Genomic DNA, 13899 nt, shown 5'->3' on the forward strand with positions numbered 1-13899 from the left:
AAACCAGACAGGAGGGCGATCGGCCCATGCTGAAGACCTACCAGGGACTGCCGGAAGGACTGCTCCGCGCAGGGCCCGCCGAGTTGGAGGAGCGCCTCGGCGGGCCGAGCCTGATCGAGGTGCCCGGGCGCCGTGAACCGCCGCTTTTCGTCACCGTCCTGCTCCACGGCAACGAGACCACCGGCTGGGAGGCGGTGCGGCAGGTCCTGGCCGATTTCCAGGGCCGTCCGCTGCCGCGGACCCTGCTGCTGTTCATCGGCAATGTGCGTGCAGCCCGGCACGGCGTCCGCCGTCTGCCCGAACAGCCCGACTACAATCGGGTGTGGCCGGGGACGAGCCTGCCCGACAGCCCGGAACAGCACCTCGCCGCCGAGGTGGTGGCCCGCGTACGCTCGCGGGGCTGTTTCGCCAGCATCGATGTGCACAACAACACCGGGCTGAACCCGCACTACGGCTGCGTTAATCGCCTCGAGGGGCCGTATCTTCAGCTCGCTGCGCTGTTCTCGCGCACGGTGGTCTACTTCACGCGGCCTCAAGGGGTACAGTCGCTGGCCATGGCCCGGCTGGCGCCGGCGGTCACCGTGGAGTGCGGGCAGCCGGGCAGCCCCGGGGCGGCGGATCACGCCGCCGAACTGATCTCCAGCGCGCTACACCTCTCCCGCCTGCCCCAGGGGGCGCCCGCGGATATCTCGGTCTATCACACGGTGGCTGCGGTTCGGATTCCGGAGCAGTGCAGCTTCGGTTTCGGCGAGGCGCGCGGGGCGGATCTACAGCTGATGGACGATCTGGAGCGGTGCAATTTCCGTGATCTGCCCGAGGGGACCGTGTTCGCTCGGGTGTCGCCGGAGTCCCGGGCGTTCTTCACGGTGGAGGACAATGACGGGCGCGAGGCGGCGGCGGAGTTTTTCCAGCGCGATGGTGAGACGATCCGCCTGCGCCGTCCGGCGATGCCGGCCATGCTCGCCTGCAATACGACGGCCATCCGTCAGGATGTACTCTGCTACCTGATGGAGCCGGTCCGCCTGGGCACACCGCCGGCGGCTGAGCCCGCCTGAGGGTGCAGCGGCGCGCCCCCCTGGGGCGGGCGCATTGAGCGCACCGAGCAGCGCACCCCGCTCGGGGGATCAGCGCGAACCGGGGAAGGTTCGCGCTGATCAGCGAGGTTTTGTCCGAGCGGCGCGACAGCGCCGCGAGTTAAGCGAGCGGCCCCGAGCGGGGGAGCAGCGCAGGGTACCCCGCAGGGGTGCGCTCGTTAGCGCCCGCCCCAGGGGGGCGCGCCGCTGTATCCTCAGGCGGGCTCTTGGCGGGGTTCGCGGGAGGCGGCGTCGATGGCCTGCAGCAGATAGATGCCCAGTTCCACCTCGAGCCGGTCCAGCGACGTGGTGATGCCCAGGTCACGCAGCCGCGTCGTGGGCAGACCGGCATGGCCGCAGGGGTTGATGCGCTGGAAGGGGTTTAGGTCGTTGCTGACGTTCAGCGACAGCCCGTGATAGCTGCAGCCCCGGCGGACCCGGATCCCCAGCGCGGCTACCTTGGCCCCCTCCACGTAGACCCCCGGGGCGTCCTCACGGCGGCCTGAGGGGACCCCGTAGGCGGCGAGCAGCGAGATGACCGCCTGCTCCAGGGCGTGGACCAGGGTGCGTACCCCCAGGTTCCAGCGCCGCAGGTCGAGTAGGGGGTAGGCAACCAGTTGCCCCGGACCGTGCCAGGTGACCTGGCCGCCGCGGTCGGTGCGCACCACCGGCGTCTCGCCGGCATCGAGGATGTGCTCCGCGCGGCCCGCCTGGCCCAGGGTGTAGACCGGCGGGTGCTGGAGCAGCCAGAGCTCATCGGCCGTCGCGGCGCTGCGCTCGTCGGTGAAGGTGCGCATGGCGGACCAGGTGGCCTCGTAAGGCTGCTCACCCAGGTAGCGGGTATGGATGTGTTCGAGGGCGCAGGGCAAAAGGGCGGCCTCCTAGAGGGTCACCATGATGGCGTCATCGGCATTGAGCTCGCGGTAGAGCCCCTCGAGCTGGTCGCGGCTGTGGGCCTCGATGGTCACCGTTACCGACACATAGCGGCCGGTGCGGCTGCCGGTGGTGCGCACCTCGAGGATCGTAGCGTGGCCGGCGGCGATGCGCTCGACGCGCGTGGCCAGGTCGGCGCCCGCGTGTCCCATGGCCTTGACCCCGATCCGGCAGGGGAACTCCAGGGGCGTATTGTCGGCGTTGAATTCGCTCATGGCTGCCTCCCGCGGGCGGTTGCCTCACGCAGTCGGGTGAACCAGCCCCGCATGGCCGCGAACACCGGCCCGGGGCTGCCGTTGCCCACCGGGTCTCCGTCGATGCGCAGCACCGGGGCGACCTCCTTGGTGGCGCTCGACAGCCAGACTTCGTCCGCCGACCGCAGTTCGTCCAGGCCGATCGGGCGACACCGAAAGGGTAGCCCGTGCTGCTCGGCCAGCTCGAGGATTACTTCCCGCGTGATCCCGGGGAGCAGGCCGGGGTGAAGCGCCGGTGTCGCCAGCTCGCCGTCGCGGACGAGGAAGACCGTGCTCGCCGCACCCTCGGTGATCTGTCCATCGCGGTGCAGGATGGCCTCGTCGGCGCCGGCGGCGATGGCCTCCTGGCGCAGCAGCACATTGGGCAGTAGGGCTACCGCCTTGATGTCGCAGCGGGCCCAGCGCAGGTCCTCGCGCAGGGTGGCGTGCAGCCCGTCGGCAAAGGCACCGGCCGCCGGCAGCGGTGAGCTCATGACAAAGACGGTCGGCTCGCTGCGCCCGGGGAACTCGTGGGTGCGCCGCTCGGGGCAGCCCCGGGTGACCTGGAGGTAGAGCGACTGATCGCCGCCGCCGTTAGCCCGGCAGACCTGCTCGAAGACCTCCGTCCAGCCCCTTGGGGAGAGCGGATCGGCCAAGTCGATGGCCGCCAGTGAGTTGGCCAGCCGCCGCAGGTGCGCATCGAGCCGGAAGGGCACGCCACCGTAGCAGGGGATCACCTCGTAGACCCCGTCGCCGAAAAGAAAGCCGCGATCCAGGGGCGAGATCCGCGCCGAGGCGAGCGCCATCAGCTCGCCGTTGAGGTAGCAGGTCGCCGGATTGCCCATCGGCTACTCGAACTGCAGCCAGACCTGGTCGATCATGCGGCGCCAGAGGCCCCCCTCTTCGACGTCCTCCATGGCGATCAGCGGCTCCTCGTGGATCACGCTGCCGGCAAGCTCGATCTTCAGCGTGCCAATCTCCGTGCCAGCCGCCACCGGGGCGCGGATCTGGCCGTCGACGCTTACCGAGGCGGTGAGGTTGTCGTACTCTTGGCGGGGGATGGTCACGTAGAGATCGTCCGGGATGCCCAGGGCCACGGAGTCGACCTCGCCCATCCAGGCGCGCGCCTCGGTCAGCTGCTCGCCGGCGCTGTAGAGGCGGTGGGTCTCGAAGAAGCGGAAGCCGTAGTTGAGTAGCTGCAGGCTCTGCTGGGCCCGCGCATCCTCGCTTTCGGTACCGAGGACCACGGAGATCAGGCGCATGCCCCCGCGCTCGGCGGAGGTGACCAGGTTGTAGCCGGCGGAGCTGGTGTAGCCGGTCTTCAGCCCGTCGACGGTCTCGTCGCGCCAGAGCAGGCGGTTGCGGTTGTGCTGGTTGATCCCCGCGTACTCGAAGGAGCGCTGCGAGTACCAGTCGTAGAACTCGGGGAAGTCGTCGATCATGGCCCGGGCCAGGCGCGCCGTGTCCCTGGCCGTGGTGCGCATCTGCTCATGGGGCATGCCCGTGGCGTTGGTGTAACGGGTGTTCTCCATGCCCAGGCGGCTGGCGTACTGGTTCATGACCTGGGCGAAGGTGTCCTCGTCCCCGGCTACGTGCTCGGCCAGCGCCACGGCGGCGTCGTTGCCGGATTGCACGATCAGCCCCTGCAGCAGCTCGGCCACGGTGACTTCGTTGCCGACCTCCAGGAACATCCGCGATCCGCTGGAGCGCCAGGCGTTCTCGCTGACGGTAACCTTGTCCTCGAGTCCGATGTGCCCGTCAGCGAGCTCCTCGAAGACCACGTAGGCGGTCATGATCTTGGCCAGACTGGCCGGCTCCCAGCTCTCCTCGGGGTCGCGGTGGGCGAGGATGTAGCCGCTGTGCATGTCGACGAGCAGGTGGCTCGGTGCGCCGATGCTCGGCGGCGATGGCGTGGGGACCGATTCGACGATGGGCGTACCCCAGCGGTCGTCGGCGGTGGCAATGGGAAGGAGCCCGGCGGTCAGCAGGGCGGGGACGAGCAGTCGTAGGAGGGTTCGTCTCATCATCGGAATGGCGGCGGTCTCGACGGATGGCACAACGAGCTCTCATTGTAACGCGTTTGCGGGTGGGGGCGGGGGGGTTACGGGGTGATGCGGTAGTGATCGATCCCCGCCTCCTCCAGGGTCCGTTCTAGGCGGTCCACGTCGGCGAGGTTCTCCAGCGGCCCCAGGCGAACGCGGTGCAGCGGCCCCTCGGCCCCATCGATCTCCTCGACGGCCACTTCGGCTTCCGGGTCCAGTTCGCGAATCCGGGTCCGCATTCGCTCGGCGTTCTCGCGCTGGCCGAACACGCCGGTCTGCAGATGGATGGCGATCGGCTGGATCGCCCCGGCCTCGTCCAGCAGGCGGTCGGCGGTGCGCACCTGGACCGTTGCCGGGATGCCGGCGGAGGCGGGCGTGTTGCCGGAGTCGTTTTCGTCCTCGCGCTCCTCCCGTGCAGTGATCAGCTCCTCGATGGGATCGGGCTCGCGTTCATCGTCGACGCCGAAGGTCTCCACCGCCGGCGCATCGCCGACCTCGGCATCCGTGTTGTCGGCCTTGTCCCGCGGCGGATCGTCCGGGGTCACCACGCGGATCTTCACCGGGGCCGTGCCTTGATCGGCCACGTCCAGGCGCACCGCGGCGGCATAAGACAGATCCAGGATGCGCTCGTCGGGGTCGACGAAGGGGCCCCGGTCGTTGACCTTGACCACCGCCCGGCGGTCGTTTTCCAGGTTGGTGACCTCCACCCAAGTGGGCAGCGGAAGCTCGCGGTGGGCGGCGGTCATGGCGTACATGTCGTAGGGGGTGCCGCTGGAGGTGCGCCGGCCGTGGAACTTGGTCCCGTACCAGGAGGCGCGCCCGCGCTGGGTGAAGCCCTCGGCCTCTTCCCGGCTCATGGTGTGGTAGGTCTCGCCGAAGACCTCGTACTGGTCGGGATTGCCGTAGCGGCTCGGCGGCACGTCCTGCGGTACGGCGTCGGGCAGGCGGGCGAGTTCCTCGGGGTCGCGATCCGAGGGCCCGTCGGTGGCAACCCGTTCGGCCGGGTCCTCATCCGGACGGGGCGGTGGCAGGTCGCGCTCCGGGGCGGCGCAGCCGGCGATCAGTGCTACGCCGCTGGCCGTAGTGAGCAGCACCGTGGCAAGCGGCCTCACTCGGGTTGCCCCCCGGCAATGGCCTCGGCCAGCTGGTAGACGGCCATGGCGTAGAGGGCGCTGTGGTTGTAACGGGTCAGGACGTAGAAGTTCTGCAGCGTCAGCCACAGCTGCGGGCCGCTTTCGCCCTCGAGTTCGATGAGCGCCGCCGGGGTGTCGCCGTCGAGCGACTCCGGCACCTCGACCCCCAGCGCCTCCAGCTCGGCGACGGTCTTTCGGGCGGGCACGGGGCGGTTGGTGTCGGCCAGCGCCTGCTGCCAGTCTGCGCCCTCGGCCTCCACCCGGCGGGCTACCGGCGCGCCGGGCTCCCAGCCGTGCCGGGCCAGGTAGTGGGCGGCGCTGCCGGCGGCATCCGCCGGGTTGTCGATCAGGTCGCGGCGCCCGTCGCCGTCCTGATCCACGGCGTAGGCGCGGTAGCTCGACGGGATGAACTGCGCCTTACCCAGGGCGCCGGCGTAGGAGCCGGTGGGCTCCGTGGGGTCCCACTCGTTCTCGTGGCTGAGCAGTAGGTAGGCCTCCAGCTCGTCCCGGAAGAAGCCGGCACGCGGGTGGTCGGAGAAGCCCAGCGTGCTCAGGGCGTCGAGGACCCGGTGGTCGCCGCGGCGTTGGCCGTAGTAGCTCTCCACGCCGAGGATGGCCAGGATCACCGGCTCGGGCACGCCGTGCTCGTCGCTGACCTCGGCAAGCATTCGGCGGTGCTCGGATCCGTAGTCGCGGCCGGCAGCAATGCGCTCTTCGGTGAGGAAGATCCCGCGGTACTCGTGCCAGGGGAGTCCTTCGGCCGGGGCGGCGATGCGCTCGAGCACCCGCTCATCGTGCTCGGCGGCGGCGAGCACCGCGCGCAGGTGCTCGGCGTCCAGGTCGTGGCGCTCGGCCACTTGATCGGCGAAACGCTCGCGCTCGGTGGTGGTGGCGGTGGCAGTGCCGAGCAGCGCACTGGCGCACAGCAGTGCCACGGTGGCGTGACGGAGGCGTTGGTTCATGACCGGCTGCAGGCCCTCACGACCAGAGACGACGGTGGGTGTGAATGGCCATGAGAATACCGAAAGCCGCCATGATGGTCACCAGTGACGAGCCGCCGTAGCTGACCAGCGGCAACGGCAGACCGACCACAGGCAGCAGCCCCGAGACCATCCCGGCGTTGACCAGGACGTAGATAAAGAACGTCAGCGAGATGCTGCCGGCGAGCAGACGGCTGAAGTTGTCCTGAGCGCGGGCGGCGATGTAGAGGCCGCGGCCGACGATGATCAGATAGACGGCGAGCAGCTGCGCCACGCCCATCAGGCCGAACTCCTCGGCCACCACCGCCAGCACGAAGTCGGTGTGGCGTTCAGGAATGAACTCCAGGTGCGCCTGGGAGCCGTTGAGCCAGCCCTTGCCGAACAGCCCGCCGGAGCCGATGGCGATCTTCGACTGGATGATGTGGTAGCCCGCGCCGAGGGGGTCGTTCTCGGGGTTGAGGAAGGTCAGTACCCGGGCGCGCTGGTAGTCGTGCATGACGAAGAACCACAGCAGCGGTGCCGCGGCGCCGGCTCCGGCGACGCCGCCCAGGATCCACCGCCACCCCAGGCCGGCCAGGAAGAGGATGAAGAAGCCTGAGGCCGCCACCAGCACGGCGGTGCCCAGGTCCGGCTGGACGGCGATCATCCCGACCGGCGCGGCGATCAGCACCAGCGCCAGCATCACGCGCCGCGGGCGGGGCGGGATGTCGTGATCGGCCAGCAGCCAGGCGAGCATCAGCGGCAGGGCCAGTTTCATCAGCTCGGCCGGCTGGAAGCGCATGAAGCCGAGGTCGATCCAGCGCTGCGCCCCCTGACCGATGACGCCCATGACCATCACCGCGGCCAGCAGCGCCATGCCCACGCCGAAGACCCAAGGTGCCCAGCGGCGCAGGGTGCGCGGCGGAATCTGCGCGCAGGCGAATAGCGCCAGGAAGCCGAAGGAGACGCGGATGACCTGGTTCCGGGTCTGGTCCCAGTCCTCGCCGAAGGCGCTGTATAGGACTGCCACGCCGAAGGCGGCGACAGCGGCCAACGCGGTCAGCAGCACCCCGTCGAGGTGTAGTCGCGACTGCAGGAACGAGAGCCGGACACCAACCCCCTGGCTGCCGGGCAGGGCGCTTGTGCTCATGGCATCAGCTCCATCGGGGCCTCTTCCTCGTCCTCGACCTCGCTCTCGTCGATGCGGCCGGCCTCCAGGTCCTCGAGGAAGGCGTAATCTTCGGTCAGCCAGACATCGGTAACGGCGCGGGCCACCGGGGCCGCTGCGGCACCGCCGCCGCCCTCGGCGTTCTCGACCACCACGACCACGGCGATCTCCGGATCCTCCGCTGGCGCGAAACCGATGAACAGGGCGTGACTGCGCAGATGCTCGGGGATCTCCTCCTCGTCGTCGTCCTCGCGGCTCTCGGTGACCTGCGCGGTACCGGTCTTGCCGGCCAGGCTGTAGTCCAGATCGTCGCCGATCAGCCGCGCCGTGCCGCGGGGGTGCTCGACGGCGGCTCGCATGGCCTCGGTAGTGAGCTCCCAGTGCTCCGGGTCGTTCAGCTCGATGCGTTCCTGGGGGGTGCTAGCGGCGGTTCGCGACTCGTGTCCCGCTTCGCCATCGCGGATCGTCTGGACCAGGCGCGGTTCGACGATGCGTCCCTGGTTCGCCAGGATGGCGGTGGCCCGGGCCAGCTGCATGGGCGTGGTGCTGAAGTAGCCCAGGCCGATGCCGGTAATCACGGTCTCGCCGTGGTACCAGCCGCCGCCCAGGGCACGGCGCTTCCAGTCGCGGTTGGGGAGGATCCCGCTGCGTTCGCCGGAGGTGTCCACCCGGGTCGGCGTGCCGAAGCCGAACGGCTCGAGGAACGCGGACATCCGATCGATCCCGAGGCGGAAGGCGGTGTCGTAGAAGAAGACGTTGCACGACTCGGCCACCGCCCGGACAAAGTCGGTATCCCCGTGCCCCCAGTCCCGCCAGCAGCGGAAGGGTTCGTCGCGGCCCTCCACGTGATAGCTGCCGTCGCAGTGGATCTCGGTATCCGGGCGGATGACGTCATGTTCCAGGGCGGCCAGGCCGACGAAGGGCTTGATGGTGGAGGCCGGCGGATAGAGCCCGCGGATCGGGCGGTTGATCAGCGGTTGCCAGCCAGTGTCCTCCAGCTCCTGGAAGCGCTCCCGGCTCATGCCGCGGACGAACTTGTTGGGGTCGTAGTGCGGACGGCTGGCCATGGCCAGGATGTCGCCGCTGTCCGGGTCCAGGGCCACCACCGCCCCGCGCTGATCGCCCAGGGCGCGCTCTGCGGCGTCCTGCAGATCGATGTCTAGGGTCAGGATGAGGTCGTCGCCGGATCGCGGCGGGTGGCGGTCGAGGGTGCGTAGCACGCGGCCGGCGGCGTTGGTCTCCACACGCTCGACGCCCACCTCACCGTGGAGGACCTGTTCGTAGGCGTGCTCGATCCCGCTCTTACCGATGTGATTGGTCCCGCGGTAGGCAGTGCGGTCGATGCGGCGCAGGTCCCGGGCGGTGATGCGCCCGACGTAGCCCACGGCGTGACTCCCGGTCTGGCCCTGCGGGTAGTGGCGTACCAGCCGGGCATCCACCTCCAGGCCGGGGAAGCGGTGGCGGTGGACGGCGAGCTTGGCCACTTCCTCCTCGTCCAGTCGGGTGCGCAGCGGCAGGGCCTCGAAGTGACGGGAGTTGTTCAGGCGGTTGAGGAAGCGCTCGCGCTGGGCCTCAGTGATCTCGATGATCTCGCCGACCTCGTCGAGCATGGTGTCGATGTCCGGGACGCGCTCCGGGGTCGCCACCAGCTGGTAAGAGGGGCGGTTTTCCGCAAGGATGGCGCCATTGCGATCGAGGATCTGGCCGCGACTCGGCGGGATCGCGTTGACCTTGATGCGGTTCTCCTGGGAGAGGGTGGCGTAGTGATGGTGATCGACCACCTGCAGGCGCACCATCTGGGTCATCAGCCCGGCGACCACGAGGATGCACAACACGCCGGCCACCACGATCCGTCGCCGGATCCTGGAGGCGTCCTGTTGCTGATCGCGAATGGAAAGGCTCACCAGCTACCTCATTGCCCGCCGTTCCCGCCGGTGTCACTGCACCTGGAAGCGGCGCCGCACCCCCCTCATGATGTGAAAGACCATCGGCCAGATGGCAGCGCCAACCAGGATCGCAGCCCACGCCTGCCAGTCCGGTGCCGGCCGTCCGATGATGCCGTTGATCCAGAGGATCACCAACTGCGCCACCAGCAGCAGCCCGAGCACGACCAGCGCCTGCTGCCAGACCGGCACCAGGCGCAGGTGCTGGTGCAGCCGCAGCGCCAGGAAGGCGATCAGGGCGAAGGCCAGGGCGTGCTGCCCGAGCAGGGTCCCGAGCAGGGCGTCCTGGAACAGCCCGGCCAGCCACCCGACGCCGACGCCCACGCGCTCGGGCAACGCCAGGCTCCAGTAGAGCAGGATCAGCGCCGTCCACTCCGGGCGGAACTCCTGCGCCCAGCCCGGCATGGGTACGATGGTCAGCATCAGGGCCATGATGAAGCTGAGCAGGATCACCCCGCCCCCATTGCGTGGCCGATGACCCGTCAAGACTCGTCCTCGCTCTTGTCGTCGGCGGCCCCGGCGTCGTCCTCGGCGCCGGGCGTATCCGGGTCGTCGGCCACGGAGACCAGCAGCAGCTTGCGGCTGCGGTCGAGTTCCGCGGCCGGCCGGGCGGTCACCCGCGCGAAGGGCTCGCCGGCCTCCACCTCCACCGAGGTGACCTCGGCGACCGGGTAGCCGCGTGGGAAGGCGCCGCCAAGCCCGGAGGCGGTGAGCAGATCACCCTCGCGGATGTCGGCGTTGCCCGGCACGTTGGCCAGCTCCAGTCGCTGCGGGTCGCCGCTGCCCAGAGCCACGGTGCGCAGCCCGTTGCGATGGTTCTCCACCGGGATGGCGTGGCTTGGGTCAGAGATCAGCCGCACGCTGGCCGAGCGGGGTCCGACCCGGTCCACCTGGCCCATGACCCCGTTGGCATCCAGGACCGGCTGGCCGACGAACACCCCCTGACTGGCACCGCGGTCGATCTCGACCAGGTGGGTGTGGGGGTCGAGCTCGACGCGCATCAGCTCGGCGATGGCCACCTCGGTCTCGAGCCGTTCCGAGGAGCCGAGCAGCTCGCGCAGGCGCTCGTTCTCCCGCTCCAGGGCCTGCATGCGCTGGAGCCGCTCCTGGTACGCCAGGTGCCGGTCGCGCAGCTGGCGGTTTTCCTCCATGATCTGATGGCGTGTGGCCAGCCGCTCGGAGACCCGTTCCGCGATGGAGAAGGGGGCGTCGACGACGAACCGCAGCGGATACACCACCCCGGAGACGGTCTCGCGGACCGGCTCGACGAGGTGCTCGCGGTGGTCCAGGCTCATGAGCAGGATCGAGACCGTGGCCAGCAGCACCAGGCGCACGGTGGCCGACGGACCCTGTGTGAATAACGGCTTAATGGTTCACCGAGCCTCGCAGCGTCAGCTTGCGGAGCCTGCCAGTCTAACGCAGGCCCCACCCGGGTTTGCAGCTGCGGTGGTTCGTCTATTCGCTGACGAACAGATCGGCGCCCCGTTCGTCCATGAGCTCCAGGGCCCGGCCACCGCCACGGGCGACACAGGTCAGCGGCTCGTCGGCGACGACCACCGGCAGCCCGGTCTCCTCCATGATCAGCCGGTCGAGGTTGCGCAGCAGCGCACCGCCGCCAGTGATCACGATACCGCGCTCGGCAACGTCGGCGCCGAGTTCCGGCGGCGTCTGTTCCAGAGCGGTCTTGAGCGCCGAGACGATCCCGGACAGCGGCTCCTGGAGCGCCTCGAGGATCTCATTGGAGTTCAGGGTGAAGCTGCGCGGCACGCCCTGCGCCAGGTTGCGGCCGCGGACCTCGATCTCGTTGACCTCGGTATCGGGGAAAGCGGTACCGATCTCCTGTTTGATGCGCTCGGCGGTGGCTTCTCCGATGAGGATCCCGTAGTTGCGACGGACGTAGTTGACGATGGCTTCGTCGAAGCGATCGCCGCCGAGGCGGACCGAGGCGGAGTAGACGATGCCGTTGAGCGAGAGCACCGCGACCTCCGAGGTGCCGCCGCCGACATCGAGCACCATCGAGCCGCTGGCCTCGTCGACGGGCATATTGGCGCCGATCGCCGCCGCCATCGGCTCCTCGATCAGGTGCACCTCGCGGGCCCCGGCGCCGGCCGCCGACTCGCGGATGGCCCGGCGCTCGACCTGCGTGGAGCCGCACGGCACGCAGACGAGCACCCGCGGGCTGGGCTTGAAGAAGCGGGCCTCATGCACTTTCTTGATAAAGTGCTGGAGCATCTTCTCGGTCACCGTGAAGTCGGCGATGACGCCGTCCTTCAGGGGCCGGATGGCGCGGATCGTCCCCGGGGTGCGCCCGAGCATGCGCTTGGCCTCGGCGCCGACCGCCGCGATGCGCTTGCTGCCGCCGTCGCGATCCTGCTGGATGGCGACCACCGACGGCTCGCTCAGGACGATGCCCTGACCGCGCAGGTAGATCAGCGTGTTGGCCGTGCCAAGATCGATGGATAGATCGTTGGAGAAGAGTCCGCGGATACCCTTAAACATGCCCAGCGTTCCTAAGGTCGAAGGTGGCTCAATCTAGCAGTGCCCCGGGGTTTGGGCAAGCTCGGGGCTATGGTAGGTTTTACGGTTGCTATCGCGCCAGTTATGGGGAGAAAGGCTCTATGGCCATCGAGGCAGATGAGGTGCAGCAGATCGCGCACCTGGCCCGCATCCGGATCGACGACGGGGCGGTTTCCGGGTACGCCCGCGACCTGACGGGGATCCTGGAGTTCGTCGAGCAGATGGCAAGCGTCGATACCGAGGGCGTCGAGCCTATGGCCCACCCTTGGGATGCCACGCAGCGCCTGCGCCCGGACGAGGTCACCGAGCCCAACCTGCGCGATCACTATCAGTCCGGGGCGCCGGCCGTCGAGGCCGGCCTGTACCTCGTCCCCCGCGTCGTCGAGTAACGGAAGCCGAACACCCATGCACCAGAAGACCGTTGCCGAGATCTCCGCGGCGTTGCACGCCGGAGAAGTCTCCAGCCGTGAACTCACCGATGCCCTGCTCAAGCGCATCGAGACGTACGACCCCGGGCTCAACAGCCTGATCACCGTCACCGCCGAGCAGGCCCGAGCTGCCGCGGACGCCGCCGACGCCCGGCTGCGCGCCGGCGAGGCCGGGCCACTGACCGGCGTGCCGCTGGTCCACAAGGACATCTTCTGTACCGACGGGGTGGCGACCACCTGCGGCTCGCGCATGCTTGAGCCGTTTCGTGCGCCGTACGACGCCACCGTGGTGCGGCGTCTGGCCGAGGCCGGCGTGGTCATGCTCGGCAAAGCCAACATGGACGAGTTCGCCATGGGGTCGTCCAACGAGACCAGCTACTTCGGTCCGGTGCGCAACCCCTGGGACCTGGACGCGGTCCCCGGCGGCTCCTCCGGCGGCTCGGCCGCCGCTGTGGCGGCGCGCCTGGCCCCGGCTGCCACGGGGACCGACACCGGCGGCTCGATCCGGCAGCCGGCGGCACTCTCCGGGATCTGCGGACTCAAGCCCACCTACGGCCGCGTTTCGCGCTACGGCATGGTGGCCTTCGCCTCCAGCCTCGATCAGGCCGGGCCGTTCGCACGCACTGCCGAGGACCTGGCGCTGCTGCTTGGTCCGATGGCCGGCCTGGACGAGCGCGACTCGACCAGCGTCGACCATGTGGTGCCCGACTACAGCGAGTCGCTCAACCGCTCAATCAAGGGGCTGCGCATCGGCGTACCGCGGGAGTTCTTCGGCGAGGGGCTCGATCCCGACGTCCGCTCCCGGGTCGAGGCCTCCCTGCAGGTGCTTGAGGGCGAGGGCGCCGAACTCGTCGAGGTGCAGCTGCCCAACATGGAGCTGGCCCTGCCGGCCTACTACGTCATCGCGCCGGCCGAGGCCTCGTCCAACCTGGCGCGCTTTGACGGCGTGCGTTTCGGCCACCGTTGCGCTGACCCGCAGGATCTGGAGGATCTCTACAAGCGCAGCCGTGCCGAGGGCTTCGGCGACGAGGTCCAGCGCCGCATTCTGGTTGGCACCTACGCGCTGTCCGCCGGCTATTACGACGCCTATTACCGCAAGGCGCAGCAGATCCGCCGCCTGGTGGCGGACGACTTCCGCCAGGCGCTGGAGCAGGTCGACGTGCTGGCCGGGCCCACCTCGCCGACCCCGGCCTTCGATCTGGGCGAGCGCGCCGATGACCCGGTGCAGATGTATCTCTCCGACATCTACACCCTCGGGGTGAACCTCGCCGGCCTGCCCGGCCTGTCGGTCCCCGCCGGCTTCTCGCGCGGCCGGCCCGTGGGGCTGCAGCTGATCGGCGGCTACTTCGACGAAGCCCGGCTGCTGAACGTCGGGCACAAGTACCAACAGGTTACGGACTGGCACAAGCAGGTCCCTGAAGGGTTCGAGTAGATGCGGGGCGACCCCGGATACCCTAGAACCCACGCCCG

Annotated in this window: 14 protein-coding genes; 3 read left to right on the forward strand and 11 right to left on the reverse strand. The window is 69.4% G+C overall.

Going from position 1 to position 13899, the window contains the following annotated elements; translation table 11 throughout:
• Positions 1–26: 26 nt before the first annotated feature.
• Positions 27–1055 (forward strand): M14 family metallopeptidase, encoded by a 1029-nt coding sequence (locus LRG10_RS03345; RefSeq protein ID WP_238634708.1) that lies wholly within the window; start codon positions 27–29, stop codon positions 1053–1055.
• Positions 1056–1288: 233 nt separating this feature from the next.
• On the opposite strand, the gene lipB is transcribed toward LRG10_RS03345, so the two are convergent.
• The 11 genes from lipB to LRG10_RS03400 form a co-directional block, all read right to left on the reverse strand.
• Positions 1289–1942: a lipoyl(octanoyl) transferase LipB gene (gene lipB / locus LRG10_RS03350; protein WP_201169804.1), complete on the reverse strand. Its 654-nt coding sequence runs from the start codon at positions 1940–1942 to the stop codon at positions 1289–1291.
• Between the two features lie 12 nt (positions 1943–1954).
• Positions 1955–2221, reverse strand: coding sequence for a YbeD family protein (locus LRG10_RS03355; RefSeq protein WP_201169802.1), 267 nt, complete (start codon positions 2219–2221; stop codon positions 1955–1957).
• Positions 2218–3084, reverse strand: a complete 867-nt coding sequence (locus tag LRG10_RS03360; RefSeq protein ID WP_201242973.1) for a D-amino acid aminotransferase — start codon at positions 3082–3084, stop codon at positions 2218–2220. Before LRG10_RS03360 ends, LRG10_RS03355 begins: the two co-directional genes overlap by 4 nt.
• Before the next feature lie 3 nt (positions 3085–3087).
• On the reverse strand, positions 3088–4266 hold the full coding sequence (locus LRG10_RS03365; RefSeq protein ID WP_201242975.1) for a D-alanyl-D-alanine carboxypeptidase family protein: 1179 nt from the start codon (positions 4264–4266) through the stop codon (positions 3088–3090).
• Positions 4267–4340: 74 nt separating this feature from the next.
• Positions 4341–5393, reverse strand: coding sequence for a septal ring lytic transglycosylase RlpA family protein (locus LRG10_RS03370; protein WP_238634709.1), 1053 nt, complete (start codon positions 5391–5393; stop codon positions 4341–4343).
• On the reverse strand, positions 5390–6376 hold the full coding sequence (gene mltB, locus LRG10_RS03375; RefSeq protein ID WP_238633318.1) for a lytic murein transglycosylase B: 987 nt from the start codon (positions 6374–6376) through the stop codon (positions 5390–5392). Before mltB ends, LRG10_RS03370 begins: the two co-directional genes overlap by 4 nt.
• A gap of 16 nt (positions 6377–6392) precedes the next feature.
• Positions 6393–7523, reverse strand: a complete 1131-nt coding sequence (rodA, locus tag LRG10_RS03380) for a rod shape-determining protein RodA (RefSeq protein ID WP_238633319.1) — start codon at positions 7521–7523, stop codon at positions 6393–6395.
• A complete protein-coding gene (gene mrdA, locus LRG10_RS03385) occupies positions 7520–9445 on the reverse strand; it encodes a penicillin-binding protein 2 (protein WP_238633320.1) in 1926 nt (641 codons plus the stop codon). Before mrdA ends, rodA begins: the two co-directional genes overlap by 4 nt.
• Positions 9446–9478: 33 nt before the next feature.
• The gene (gene mreD / locus LRG10_RS03390; RefSeq protein ID WP_238634710.1) at positions 9479–9970 is read right to left on the reverse strand and encodes a rod shape-determining protein MreD; all 492 of its coding nucleotides are present in this window, start codon (positions 9968–9970) and stop codon (positions 9479–9481) included.
• The gene (gene mreC, locus LRG10_RS03395; RefSeq protein WP_201169837.1) at positions 9967–10854 is read right to left on the reverse strand and encodes a rod shape-determining protein MreC; all 888 of its coding nucleotides are present in this window, start codon (positions 10852–10854) and stop codon (positions 9967–9969) included. Before mreC ends, mreD begins: the two co-directional genes overlap by 4 nt.
• 85 nt (positions 10855–10939) lie before the next feature.
• Positions 10940–11983 (reverse strand): rod shape-determining protein, encoded by a 1044-nt coding sequence (locus LRG10_RS03400; protein ID WP_201169784.1) that lies wholly within the window; start codon positions 11981–11983, stop codon positions 10940–10942.
• Between the two features lie 119 nt (positions 11984–12102).
• Here LRG10_RS03400 and gatC point away from each other — a divergent pair, with 119 nt between their 5' ends.
• The gene (gene gatC / locus LRG10_RS03405; protein ID WP_201169782.1) at positions 12103–12390 is read left to right on the forward strand and encodes an Asp-tRNA(Asn)/Glu-tRNA(Gln) amidotransferase subunit GatC; all 288 of its coding nucleotides are present in this window, start codon (positions 12103–12105) and stop codon (positions 12388–12390) included.
• A gap of 16 nt (positions 12391–12406) precedes the next feature.
• Positions 12407–13861: an Asp-tRNA(Asn)/Glu-tRNA(Gln) amidotransferase subunit GatA gene (gene gatA / locus LRG10_RS03410; RefSeq protein WP_201169780.1), complete on the forward strand. Its 1455-nt coding sequence runs from the start codon at positions 12407–12409 to the stop codon at positions 13859–13861.
• Positions 13862–13899: the final 38 nt, after the last annotated feature.

This window comes from Halorhodospira sp. 9628 (genome assembly GCF_022228075.1).
Taxonomy (GTDB): Bacteria; Pseudomonadota; Gammaproteobacteria; order Nitrococcales; family Halorhodospiraceae; genus Halorhodospira; species Halorhodospira halophila_A.